The organism is Nonomuraea sp. NPDC004186 (genome assembly GCF_053603495.1).
On the sequence record NZ_JBSGFQ010000137.1, the window covers coordinates 20,186 to 31,115 of the forward strand.

Annotated in this window: 8 protein-coding genes; 3 read left to right on the forward strand and 5 right to left on the reverse strand. The window is 74.0% G+C overall.

Annotated elements, in window-relative coordinates; translation table 11 throughout:
* Window positions 1-77 precede the first annotated feature (77 nt).
* The gene (locus tag ACWEPL_RS56240) at window positions 78-797 is read left to right on the forward strand and encodes a hypothetical protein (RefSeq protein ID WP_452441466.1); all 720 of its coding nucleotides are present in this window, start codon (window positions 78-80) and stop codon (window positions 795-797) included.
* Here ACWEPL_RS56240 and ACWEPL_RS56245 read toward each other — a convergent pair.
* From ACWEPL_RS56245 to ACWEPL_RS56255, 3 genes are read right to left on the reverse strand one after another with little or no spacing between them, the layout of a single operon-like run.
* Entirely contained in the window at window positions 794-3,370 is a 2,577-nt protein-coding gene (locus tag ACWEPL_RS56245) for a LuxR C-terminal-related transcriptional regulator (RefSeq protein WP_452441467.1), read from the reverse strand. The two genes, ACWEPL_RS56240 and ACWEPL_RS56245, sit on opposite strands and share 4 nt — an antisense overlap.
* Window positions 3,371-3,418: 48 nt before the next feature.
* Window positions 3,419-3,580: a hypothetical protein gene (locus tag ACWEPL_RS56250; protein ID WP_363977549.1), complete on the reverse strand. Its 162-nt coding sequence runs from the start codon at window positions 3,578-3,580 to the stop codon at window positions 3,419-3,421.
* Window positions 3,581-3,615: 35 nt separating this feature from the next.
* Window positions 3,616-6,798 (reverse strand): BTAD domain-containing putative transcriptional regulator, encoded by a 3,183-nt coding sequence (locus tag ACWEPL_RS56255; RefSeq protein ID WP_452441468.1) that lies wholly within the window; start codon window positions 6,796-6,798, stop codon window positions 3,616-3,618.
* A 126-nt stretch (window positions 6,799-6,924) separates the two neighbouring features.
* Here ACWEPL_RS56255 and ACWEPL_RS56260 point away from each other — a divergent pair, with 126 nt between their 5' ends.
* Window positions 6,925-7,443, forward strand: coding sequence for a universal stress protein (locus ACWEPL_RS56260; RefSeq protein ID WP_452441469.1), 519 nt, complete (start codon window positions 6,925-6,927; stop codon window positions 7,441-7,443).
* On the opposite strand, the gene pdxR is transcribed toward ACWEPL_RS56260, so the two are convergent.
* Window positions 7,399-8,790, reverse strand: a complete 1,392-nt coding sequence (gene pdxR / locus ACWEPL_RS56265; RefSeq protein WP_452441470.1) for a MocR-like pyridoxine biosynthesis transcription factor PdxR — start codon at window positions 8,788-8,790, stop codon at window positions 7,399-7,401. The two genes, ACWEPL_RS56260 and pdxR, sit on opposite strands and share 45 nt — an antisense overlap.
* A gap of 67 nt (window positions 8,791-8,857) precedes the next feature.
* Between pdxR and ACWEPL_RS56270 the strand changes: the two genes are divergently transcribed.
* Window positions 8,858-10,054: an MFS transporter gene (locus ACWEPL_RS56270; protein ID WP_452441471.1), complete on the forward strand. Its 1,197-nt coding sequence runs from the start codon at window positions 8,858-8,860 to the stop codon at window positions 10,052-10,054.
* On the opposite strand, the gene ACWEPL_RS56275 is transcribed toward ACWEPL_RS56270, so the two are convergent.
* Window positions 10,004-10,930 (reverse strand): HAD-IC family P-type ATPase (locus ACWEPL_RS56275; protein ID WP_452441473.1); only part of this gene is annotated, 927 nt, incomplete at its 5' end. The two genes, ACWEPL_RS56270 and ACWEPL_RS56275, sit on opposite strands and share 51 nt — an antisense overlap.

Consider the following 10,930-nt stretch of genomic DNA (forward strand, 5'->3'; position numbering starts at 1 on the left):
CGGGGTCAGCAGAAGGACGTACGCAGGGCTGAAGATGACGGGCCCCGACCCGACGAACGCGGGCATAATGGCGGACAATGCCGGAAATTCGGGAAATATCTGAGTATGCGGCGGCGATCGCGCCCGTCATCGACGCGGCCCAGGTCAACGTGCACGCCTCCGCCCGCAGAGCGATCACCGCACTGGCCGAGACCACCGGCGTGAGCACAGGGCTGCTGTACGACCTCAGATTCGTGCTGCCGCTGCGCCCGCTGACCCGAGCCGGCCTGAGCGCCGTCTACCGCTACCGCGACGCGGCCGAGCGAGAGGCCGGGATCCGGGAGCACCTGAGCGAGGGCACCCTGGCCGAGGACGGCGACGGGATGCTGAGGGCGACGGCCTCGGGGCTGGCGTTCATCCGGAAGCTGTACGAGGCGCACGGCGCCGCCGCCGGGCGGAGCTGGGCGGGGCAGGACCTGCCACGGCTGGCCCACCTGGCCGGCAGGGTGCTCGACGGAGCCGAGCGGCTGCCGGGCGGCGCGCTCGAACTCGTCGCACCTCCCTACGAGCCCGAGGGGAGCGGGCCGGGCCTGCTCCTGTTCAACCGGCTCGCCGTCCTCCGCTACCACCGCGCCGACGCCCACGCCCGGGCCTGGCAGGCGGAGGGCCTGTCCGCGGCCGAGATCGTCGGCCTGCGGGACGGGCCCGTCCGCGCGCGGATCGAGGCGGAGACCAACCTGCGGGCCGCGCGGCCGTACCAGGTGCTGGCCGAGGACGAGCGGCGGGCGCTGTACGACGGCCTGCTGAAACTGATCTAAAGCGCCGCCAGCAGGCGGCCCACCTGGGTGCGGTCGTTCACGCCGAGCTTCTCGTAGGCCGCCTGCAGGTGATTGGCGGCCGTACGCGTGGACAGCGTGAGCCGGTCGGCGATCTGCCGGTTCGTCAGCCCGGCGGCCGCGAGCTGGAGGATCTCCCGCTGGCGCGGCGTCAGCTCGGGCGTGGCCAGCTCCACCAGCGCCGGGGTCGACACGCCCGGGCAGCGCCTGGCCAGCGCCCACGCCCTGGTCTGCGCGCCCTTGGCCAGGGTGCCGCGGCCCGCGTCCCGGTGCGCCGCCGCCTCCTGGGCCGTGGCCTCGGCCGCGTACAGGAGCATCCCGAGCCGTTCGAACTCCCCGGCCACCGCCCGGAGCTCGACCGGGTCGCCTATCGCGCGGGCGTGCCTGGCCAGGAGCGCGGCCAGGGGGCCGTCCACCCGACCGGCCAGCCTGGCGGACTGGTCCGGGGCTCCGAGCCGTACCAGGTCGTGCAGCGCGAACATCAGGCCGCCGTGCAGCTCGTGCCGCTCGGCGTGGTCGGCCGCCGCGAGGCACAGCCGTACCGCCTCGTCGAGCTCGCCGCCGGAAGCCGCCACCCACACCTCGGCCTGCAGCACGTGCTGCCGGGTGAAAGCCCACCTGGACGCCGTCGCGCCGGCCTCCGCCAGCACCTCCCGAGCCTGATCCGTACGGCCCAGCAGCGCCAGCGCGTGCGCCTGCTCGGCCAGCACCCGCCCCAGATAGGGCTCCCGCCCGGGCATCCTGGCCAGGTCGTCCCGGCACCAGCGCAGCGCCCCCGCGACGTCCCCGCGCAACCGGCCGACCATCGCCCGATATGCCGCGAACCCCGACACCGACAGCTCGGCGGCCGGCAGCTCCATCCCCTGCTCCGCCGACCGGTCCGCCGCCTCCAGCAGGCCCGCGAACGTCTGGGCGGCGCAGAGCGCGTCCAGGAAGCTCGGCAGCGCGTGCGGCGCCTCGTCCCGCCAGCCGTCCACGCTCTCCAGCGTTCGCGCGGCGATGGCGAGGCTCTCCCCGGTACGCCCCGAGTACGCCGCGGCCCACGCCTCCATGGCCGCCGCGTGCGCGTCGGCGCGCCGCGACATCGGCCCGTACGAACGGGACCGCGCCAGCGAGCGCGCCGCCCCGGTCAGCCGCCCGGCGAAGCAGTCCGTCACGGCGCGGTAGATGTGCGCCTCCTGCAGCCAGACGGGCTCGGTCAGCGTCACGGCGGCCAGGTCGAGCACCTCGCACGCCTCGGCGTCCGCGCCCGCCCACGCCAGGTTGATCCCCAGGCTGAAGGCGTGCTGGGCGCGGTCGGCCTCGGTGACCGCGTCGCGCGCCGCCCGCCGCAGCGCCGCCAGCGCCGCGTCCGCGTCGCCCAGCACCATGAGCACCTCGCCGAGCACCGCGACCGCGGCCACGCCCCCACCCGCGTCGATCGCGGCCTTGGCCAGGCGTTCGGCCAGGTGGGGATCCTGCCTGCCCCAGGCCAGCCGGGCGGCCGACACCAGCATCTCGGGGGCCGTGACCGAGCCGGAGTCCAGCCGCCACACGGCCGCGCGCAGCTCGTCCTCGCGCCGCCGCAGCCCGCTGGCCTCCAGCGCGTCGGCCAGCATCCGCAGCCGCCGCCGCGTCCGCAGCGTGCCGCAGCCGCCGCGGACGACCTCGCCGTAGAGAGGGTGGCCGAGCCGCAGCTGCTCCCGCCTGCCCTCGTTGACGGCCACGACCAGGCCGCGGTCCTCGACCCGCTCGACCGCCCGGGCCGAGGTCAGCGAGACCAGCAGCTCCGTGCCCAGCGGCTCCCCGAACGCCACCAGCTCCAGCACCTCGCGCTCGTCCTCGTCGAGGTGGCCGATCCGGTCGCCCACCAGCTCGCGCAGCCTGGTCGTCATGGACAGCTCACCCCGCCAGCGCCACTGCCCGTCCCGCTCGGTCAGGCAGCCCGCGTTGCGCCCTGCCTGCACGACCTCGCGCAGGTAGAGCACGTTCCCCTCGCTGACCCGCGCGAGGTGCCGTACGGTCTCCGCGGCCACCTCGCCGCCGAGCGCGCCCGCGAGCACCTGCCCGACCTCGGCCCTCGTCAGCGGCGGCAGCTCGATCCTGTCGAGCAGCTCGTCCTTCCACAACGCGGCCACCGGCGCCGGCTGCGGCTCCCCGGACCGCACCGTCACCAGGACGCGCGCCGCGCCGCTGTCCGCCAGGTAGTGCACCAGCGCCGCCGAGGCCGGGTCCAGCCGGTGCGCGTCGTCCACGCTGACCAGCAGCTCGCCCCGCGGCGCACGCTCGCGCAGGTGGCGGGCGGCCCAGCTCAGCAGGTTCTCGCCGCCCGCCGGCGGGCCCGTCAGCACGTGCGCGAACGCCCCGAACGGGATCATCGACGCGGTCTCCGTGCCGAGCGCGCGCACCACCGCGTACCCCGGTAATCCGGCCAGCGCCTCCGCCGCCAGTCTGCTCTTCCCGACCCCGGCCTCACCGGCGATCATCACGCCCGCTCCCGACCGTAGCGCCGCCCGCACAGTCGTGAGCGGCCCCCCTCGCCCGACGAACGGCCAACCGCTCCCCTGCTCGCTCATCGCGCCTCCTCTCGACACCCATCGTCGTCACGGAGATTCGCGCGAGGTTCAAGTCGGGTTGCTGCTCAATCCGGCGGCGGAACGCAGGAGGTCGAGGAGGGCTTCCGTGCCGCTGAACGGCACCGGCTCGCCCCCCACCTCTTCGAGCAGCCCGCGGAGCTGGCCGCCGGATTGCTCGGGCTCGACCAGCCGGACGATGACCGTTCTCATCTGGAAACCATCTCGCCGGGCGGTTCAGGTCTGGTTCAGGTGGGGTACGGGGCGGGCTCGACCTCCAGCTCGCGCATGCGTTCGGCGTAGAGGTGGTAGCGCCTGCGGGCGTCGCCGCGGCGGCCGGCCAGGTCGAGCACCCGTACCAGGCCCAGGTGGGCGCGCTCGTCGTAGCGGTCGCGCTCCAGCAGCCGCAGCCAGTAGCGGGCGGACTCGTCGTAGCGCCGCTCGCCCGCCCGCGCCGCCGCGAGCCTGGCCGCCGCCTGCGTGTAGGCCAGCCGGGCCTGCTCGCGCAGCCCCACGGCCCAGTCCGCGTAGGGGTCCTCCTCGCAGAACTCCCCGCCGTACGCGCTCTCGGCCGCCGTCCACCGCTCCAGCGCCTCGGCCGTACGTCCTGCCTGATCCAGCCGTACGGCCTGAGCCACCAGGTCCAGAAATTTCTCGACATCGACGTCCACATTGGACAGGTCAAGCCGTAACGCGCCCTCGTCCGAGACCACGATCTCGTCCGCCGGGCTTTCGTGCGCCGGATCCAGCACGGCGCGCAGCGTGGACACCATGACGTTCAGCCGGCGCAGCCCGACCGCCTCACCCTCCTGGTCCGGCCAGAGGATCTCGACCAGCCGCTCCCGGCCGATCCCGCTCCCCCTCCGGCTGACAAGGATCTTCAGCAGGTCGCGTGCCTTGCGCGACTGCCAGGCCGTACGCGGGACCGGCACGCCGCCCCGCAGCACCCGGAACGTTCCCATGGTCTCGACGATCACCTTCACGCCCGGCGCGGGAGCGGCGCGGGCGATCAGCGCGTCGATCCGGTCGTCGAGCGCCCGGCAGCCGATGGCGTGCATGCGCTCGCGCACCCCCGCCGCCAGCTCGCCGCCGGTCGCCGGGTCGGCCAGGGCCGCCCTGACCAGCTCGGCCCTGGCCTGTCCCACCGGGTCGCCGAGCATGGTCCACGTGCGCACGGCCTCGTCGGCCGGCCGCGTGTCGCCGTCCAGCTCGGCCCGCAGCTCGGCGATGGCGGCCTGCGAGGCGTGATCCCTGCGGCTCACCGCGACGGGTTCGGTCTCGTCGAGCAGCGCCCTGGCGTCGTCGTGGCGCCCGCCCGCCAGCGCCACGCGGGCGGCCACGACCCTGGCGGTCACCCCCGCGATGCCTTCGGCGTGTTCGAGCGCCTGCTCGGCGACGCGTGCGGCCTCGGCCGGATCGTCGTCGGCCAGCAGCTCGGCGAGGCCGTTGAGCGCGTTGGACAGCGACTGCACCTCGCCCGACGGCGCCGAGTCGGCGATGATCCGCCGGTAGATCGCCGCCGCCGTCCTGCGCTCGCCGCGCAGGACGTTGATCTCGGCGAGCCGGTTCAGGCCGGTGCCGACCAGGCGGGAGCCCATCGCCTCCCACCTGGCCACCGCGTCGGCGGCCTCGGTGGCCGCCTCCTCCAGGCGGCCGAGCCCGATCAGGGCCTTGGCGCGGTTGGAGACGTTCAGGGCGGCATAGGGGGCGAACGACACCAGGTCGGACAGCCGGCCCCCGATCTCCGTCTCGGCCAGCGCCTCGGCGTAGGCGCCCTCGTCCACGTGGCGGGAGGCCCGGTTGGCGTGAATGCGGATGAGCTGGACGATGTCGCCCGCGCGTTCGGCGTACTCCAGGGCGCGCAGGTAGTGGGCGTCGTTGGCCCGGCGGTCGCCGTCGAGCGCGGCGAGCATGGCCAGGACCGTGTTGGCCATGGCCAGCGCGCTCGGGTCGCCCAGGCTGCCGGCCTGTTCGAGCGCCTTGTCGGCGAGCTCGGCGCAGCCTGCCCGGTCGCCCTTCAGCCAGAGCACCGACGCCATGGACGCGGCGCACATGGCGGCGTCGGCGGGCGGAAGGCCGTACTCGTATCCCCTGGCGTACCCGGCCAGGGCCGCGTCGAGGTCGCCGCGCAGGTGGTCGATGAGGCCGAGCCGCCTGGCCACGAACGCGTCGAACGCCGGCCCCTCGGCGGCCCGGGCGAGCAGGTCGCGGGCGCGGGTCCACTGGCCGCGGTTCTGCTCGGCGACGCCGGCCAGTTTGATCATGGTGGGCGCGTTCCTGGCGGCCTCGGGCAGCAGCTCCAGCGCCGCGACCACGTCCCCGCGCTCGGCCAGGCGCAGGCCGTACGAGTCGAGGAGCGCGGCCGCCAGGCTCGGATGCTCGGTCGCGACGGCGGCCCGCAGGGCCAGCTCGGGCTGGTCGTGCTCGACGTACCAGCGGGACGAAACCGCCGCCACGTCGTGCGCCTCGTGCCGGTCGAGCGGCGCGTGCTTGGCCAGCACGTGGCGGCTGGTCAAGGTCAGGCGGTGGCCGTCCTGACCGGCCTCGAGGAACAGGCCGCGGCTGGTGAGCGAGTCGAGCGTGTCGGGCGGCGCGCCGAGCGTGGCGGCCAGCCCGGAGGTCAGCACGGGCAGGACGGTGGCGGCCCGCAGCAGCTCGCGCATCGCCGGCGGCAGGTCCTTGAACGCGGCCAGCGTGAGGCGTTCGAGCGTGGCGGAGTTGGCGGCCAGCCCGGCGGCCGTGCGCGGCCAGCCGGACGGGTCCTCGCGGGCCAGCGCGTCGAGCGCGGCCTGCACGGCGGCGGGCCAGCCGCCGCAGGCGTCGTGGAGCGTGGCGGCGACGGCCGCGCCCTGCTCGCCCAGCCGGTCGCGCGCCCAGGCGGCCGTCTCGTCCGGGGTGAGCGCGAGATCGGTCGCGTCGAGGTCGAGCACCTCGTGGTCCTGGCGCAGCCGGGCGGTCGGGAACGGCAGCGGCGCCCGCGACGCGGTGACCAGGTGCAGGTGCCTGGGGGCGACGCGGACCAGCGTCTCCACGTACCGCACGGAGCCCGGGGCGCCCGCGATGGCGTCGATGCCGTCGAAGACCAGCGCGAGGCCGCGCCGCAGCCGCCTGCCCAGCGCCTCGGCCAGCGCGCCCGCCAGCGCCGCGGCCCTGGACACCTCGTCGGCGTCGGGTCCGAGCGGGGCGTCCGCGGCGGTCACCAGGTCGGCGGGTAACCCGGCCACCCGCTCCGACAGGGCCGATGCCACGGCTCCCGCCAGCGTGGGAAGATCACGGTCAGCGGGCCCGAGCAGGTGCAGCACCGCGCCGACGGCCTGGCTCCACCCTGCCAGGGCAGTCGACTTCCCGTAGCCTGTAGTTGCGACGAGCGAGGTGAGCCTGTACGTCAGCGCCGCGTCCAGCCGCCGGTCGAGGGCGGGACGGGGTCGCACCCACCCTCGTTCCACCCCCGCATGCTACGCCGGGGTTCGCGGGGGGACTCCATAGTTCGAAAAGTGCCACCTCCCGGTAACAGACCGGCGGGCGCACTATGGTCGTACTTCTTAACAGGAGGCACCGTGGAACAGGAACTGCCCGGCGGTGCGAGGCTGATCGTGGGGGTGGACGAGTCCCCGGCCTCGCGCTGGGCGCTTGCCTGGGCCATCGGTGCGGCCAGGCTGCACCGAATGGCCCTGGTCGCCGTACACGTCAGCCGCGCGCCCGTCCACCCATTCCCCGAGGCTCTGCCCGTCCAGCACGCGCTCCGGGCCGGCGAGGAAGCGCGCTGCAGCGAGGTGATCGCCGGCGTGTTCGACGACGTCGCGGGCGGCGTGCCCGACGACATCAGAACGGCGGTGATCGGCCGGGTCGGCGATCCCGGCTACCATCTCGTCGACCTGGCCCGCGAGGGCGACCTGCTGGTGCTGGGGCGGAGCCGGCGCCGGCTGCTCAGCCGCATCTTCCTGCCCTCGACCAGCATGTACTGTGCCCGCCACGCGCGGACCACGGTCGTGATCGTGCAGCAGCCGGCGCCGCCCGACGACCCTGAGCTGTCAGGGGAGCGGGCCCGCCGGTTCTGGAGCCGCCGACATCCGTAGGCGCCTGAGTCCTTCGGGGATGTCGTCCCTGGTGATGCCTCCGTAGCCGAGGACCACGCCGGGCTGGGCCGGGCTCTCACCGCAGTACGCCTCCAGCGGCTCCACCGCGAGATCCGGCGCGGCACGTACCTCTATATCCGGGGCGAGCCGGGCACACAGGTGCAGGCCTGCGGTGGACGGGACCAATCGCAGCCGCTCGTCGCCCGCCAGCGTTTCGGCGATCATGGCGTGCCTGGCGGCGTACTCGCGGGTCGCCTTCCTGATGTGCCTGGACAGGAGCCCTTCGTCGATGAAGCGGGCCAGGGCGGCCTGCGCGGGCACGTCGCTGTGCCAGTCGGACAGCTGCTTGGCCGCGCGCAGCGCCGGGGCCAGCGAGGCCGGGGCGACGAGGAAGCCGAGCCTGAGCATGGGGAGCAGGGTCTTGGAGAAGGAGCCCACGTAGATGACGCGGCCCGCGCGGTCGAGGCTCTGGAGGGGTTCGAGCGGGCGCTCGCCGAAGCGGAACTCGCTGTCGTAGTCGTCCTCGATCACCACCGCCCTGCGGCGCTCGGCCCAGGCCAGCAGGGCGGCGCGGCGGGCCGGCGACATGGGCGTGCCCAGGGGGAACTGGTGCGAGGGGGTGACGTACACGATGCGGGCGGCGCCGGGGATGGCGCGGACGTCGATGCCCTCCTCGTCCACCGGCACCCCGGCCACGCGGGCGCCGAGCGAGCGGAACAGCAGGCGGGCGGGCGGGTAGCCGGGCTCCTCGACGGCCACGCAGGTACCCGGCTCGATCAGGACCCGGCCGATGAGGTCGAGCGCCTGCTGGGCGCCGTTCGTGATCAGTACGTCGTCGGGGCCGGCGTGGACCGAGCGGCTGATTCCTATATGCCGTGAAATAGCTTCTCTCAGCGGCTCATATCCGGATGGGCTGCTGTACGCGGCGGCGCTCACCCGCAGCTCGCGGGCCACCAGCCGGCGCCACGCCTCCATGGGGAACAGGTGCGGGTCCGGCATGCCGACGCGGAAGTCGTACCGGGCTCCCCGCATGGCTCGCGGTGCCTCGATCCCCTGCCAGAACGCCCTCGGCCGCACCACGCCCTTCGGGGCCGCCCTGCCGCGCACCGACTCCCCCGACACGAACGTGCCCGCCCCCGCCCGTCCCAACAGGAACCCGTCGGCGACCAGGCGGTCATAGGCCACGGCGACCGTGTTCCTGGAGATCTCCAGCCTGCGCGCCAGCTCCCTCGTCGGAGGCAGCCGCTCGCCCGATCTGAGCCGGCCGTCGAGAATGGCGTCGAGCAGCTGCCGGTAGACCTGTGCGGCCAGGTCACCCCGCCCTTGAAGGCTTATGTGAACGTCCAACTTGGCCCAATCACTTTGCCGGAAATTGGAGCTTATATCGGGACAATGGGGGATCGAAGATGAGGGTATGGCACCCCGGCGCATCCTGGCTCAGGCCCAGCTCGCGAACTCCATCGGCGACGGCGTCTATCTCGTCACCTCAGCGTTCTACTTCACCAGGATCGTCGGCCTGTCGGCCACCGAGATCGGCCTCGGCCTCACCCTCGGCTGGGCCGTCGGCATGGTGGCCGGCGTGCCGCTCGGCCACCTCGCCGACCGGCGCGGGCCGCGCGGCGTCGCCGTCCTGCTCGCGCTCACGACCGCCACGGCGGTCGCCTCGTTCCTGTTCGTCCGCTCGTTCGGGCTCTTCGTGCTGGTGGCCTGCCTGTACGGGACGGCGCAGACAGGCCTGTCGGCCGCCCGCCAGGCCCTGCTCGCCGGGCTGATCACCCCCGAGGAGCGCACGGTCGTTCGGGCGGTCCTGCAGTCCACGCTCAACGGCGGCCTGGCCGTCGGCGCCGCCCTGGGCGGGCTCGCCCTGCACCTCGGCACGCGGCCGGCCTATCTGGCGGTGTTCGCGCTCGACGCCGTGAGCTTCCTGGTCGCCGCCGGGCTGCTGCTCAAGCTGCCTTCCGTACGGGTCCCGCCGGCCGCGCCCGGCCCCCGGCTGGCGGTGCTCAGAGACCGGCCGTACGCGCTGATCACGCTGATCAACGCGGTGATGCTCTTCTACATGCCGCTGCTCAGCCTGATCGTGCCACTCTGGATCGCCTCACGTACGGGTGCGCCCACCTGGATGGTCTCGGTCCTGCTGCTGCTCAACACCGTCACCGTGCTGCTCTTCCAGGTGCGGGTGGCCCGGCGCGTGAAGGGACTGCAGTCCGCCGCCCGGTCGGTGCGGTACGCGGGTCTGGTGATGTTCGCGGCCTGCGCGGTGTTCGCACTGAGCCCGTACGGGTGGCTGTTCCTGCTCGTGGCGGCCGGCCTGCAGGTCCTCAGCGAGATGCTGCTGGCCTCCGGGTCCTGGGAGATCAGCTTCGGGCTCGCCCCCGACCACAAGCAGGGCCAGTACCAGGGCTTCTTCGGCACCGGCGTGGCCGTGGCCAGGATGCTCGGGCCCGTCGCGCTCACCACGCTGGTGCTCGGCGGCGGCACCCTCGGCTGGCTGCTGCTCGGCGCGGCGTTCGCGGCGGCCGGCGCCTCGATGGCGCCGGCCGTCAGATGGGGACAGCGGTCACTTGAAGCGGCGCAGCCGCAGGCTGTTGCTCACCACGAACACGCTTGAGAACGCCATCGCCGCACCCGCGATCATCGGGTTGAGCAGCCCCAGCGCGGCCAGCGGCAACGCGGCCACGTTGTAGGCGAACGCCCAGAACAGGTTGCCCTTGATCGTCTTCAGCGTGCTGCGGGACAACCGGATCGCCTCCGGCGCCACCCGCAGATCGCCCCGCACCAGCGTCAGATCCGCGGCCTCGATCGCGGCGTCCGTGCCGGTGCCCATCGCCAGCCCCAGATCGGCCTGAGCCAGCGCGGCGGCGTCGTTGACCCCGTCGCCCACCATGGCCACGACCCTGCCCTCGGCCTGCAGCTTCTTGACCACCTCGACCTTGTCGGCGGGCAGCACCTCGGCGATCACCTCATCGATGCCCACCTCGGCCGCCACCGTCCGCGCCACCGCCTCGTTGTCCCCGGTCAGCAGCACCGGCCGCAGCCCGAGCGCCCTGAGCTGCTCGATCGCCTGGCGGCTGGTGGACTTGATGACGTCGGCCACCACGAGAACGGCGCGGGCCTGGCCGTCCCAGCCGACCGCCACTGCGGTCCGGCCCTTGGCCTGCTCGGTTTCCAGCGCGCTGTTCAGGCTGTCGGGCAGGTGCTGGGACCATTCCGCCAGCAGCCGGGGCCGGCCGACCAGCACCGCGTGGCCGTCCACGATCCCCTGCACGCCCAGCCCTTCGACGTTGGCGAAGTCCTCCACCGTCGCCTTTGACTGGGCCGCGCGGGCGATGGCCTGGGCGATCGGGTGCTCCGAGGCGTGCTCCAGCGCACCGGCCAGCCGGAGGACCTCCTCGCGGTTCTCCCCCTCGGCCAGGTGCACCGCGACCAGGGTCATCTTGCCCTCGGTGACCGTGCCGGTCTTGTCCAGCACAACCGTGTCGACCTT